Source organism: Streptomyces phaeochromogenes (assembly GCF_001418655.1).
Taxonomy (GTDB): Bacteria; Actinomycetota; Actinomycetes; order Streptomycetales; family Streptomycetaceae; genus Streptomyces; species Streptomyces phaeochromogenes.
Genome location: NZ_LIQZ01000657.1, coordinates 1 through 872, shown reverse-complemented (window position 1 = coordinate 872; position 872 = coordinate 1). Strand labels below are relative to the sequence as shown.

Here is an 872-nt window from a genome sequence, read left to right as displayed (position 1 = left end):
GCGCTCGACGAGCGTGGCGACGGCGTCCCACAGGGGGTAGACGACGAGCAGCACGGCCGCGATCACTGTTGGCCTGTCCGGGGACACGAGCGAGGCGGAGGTCGTGGCGACGAGTGCCACCCAGACCAGGGAGAAGGCGACCCGGATCAGGTGGAGCGATCGGAGCCCGGAGAGCGTCGTCGAGGGCGTGGTCGTGCTCGAAGGCACAGCGGTCTGAGTCATCGGGTGTCCCGTTTTGTGATCGTGACGGTGTGAGGCGGTCGCCTCGACGAGGAGTCTCAGCGGCTTCGGGAGGGGCCGCGTACTTCGAACGAAGTAGTTCTGCCATCCACTTCGAATCGAATGATTTCTGCCGTCCCTCTCTCCGTTTCCCTCCCCGTTTCCGTCCCCGTCGCCCGGACCGGGCCCGCCGCCCTCTACTTCATTCGAAGTACACGGCCGCAGCACACGTGGACGAGAATCAGGTCATGGCCAAGGCGCACAACAACCAGGACGGGCCCGTGGCACCCCTGTGGGTCCGTCGCCCCGAGGCGCTGCATCTCGTCGCCTATTCGGTGGCCGCGCTGGTCTTCACCGGCCAGATCGTGGCAGCGATCCTGCGGGGGTCGGACTGGCCGACGGCCCTCTCCGTGCTCCTCGCCGGTGCCGGTGTCGCCCTCTCCTGGCGGAGCCCGTGGGCCGGACTGGTCGTGACGAGCGCGGCCTCCTTCGCCGTCACAGCGGTGGGCCACGACCCCCTGTCGGTGTGGATGATGGCCGTGCTCGTGCTGTTCTCGGTCACCGTCAGGGGGAAGCAGCCGCTGGTCGGAACCGGCATCGTGGCGGCGTTCTTCCTGGGGGCGTTCATGACGCTGGGAGGATTCCGCGGCGGC

At 68.2% G+C, this 872-nt stretch carries 2 pseudogenes; one reads left to right on the top strand and one right to left on the bottom strand.

The features are described 5' to 3' along the window. Window positions 1-222 (bottom strand): annotated as a pseudogene (locus AOK17_RS53360) (DUF308 domain-containing protein); the annotation flags it as partial. Between the two features lie 245 nt (window positions 223-467). On the opposite strand from AOK17_RS53360, the pseudogene AOK17_RS47265 reads away from it, so the two are divergent. Next, window positions 468-872 (top strand): annotated as a pseudogene (locus tag AOK17_RS47265) (two-component sensor histidine kinase); the annotation flags it as partial.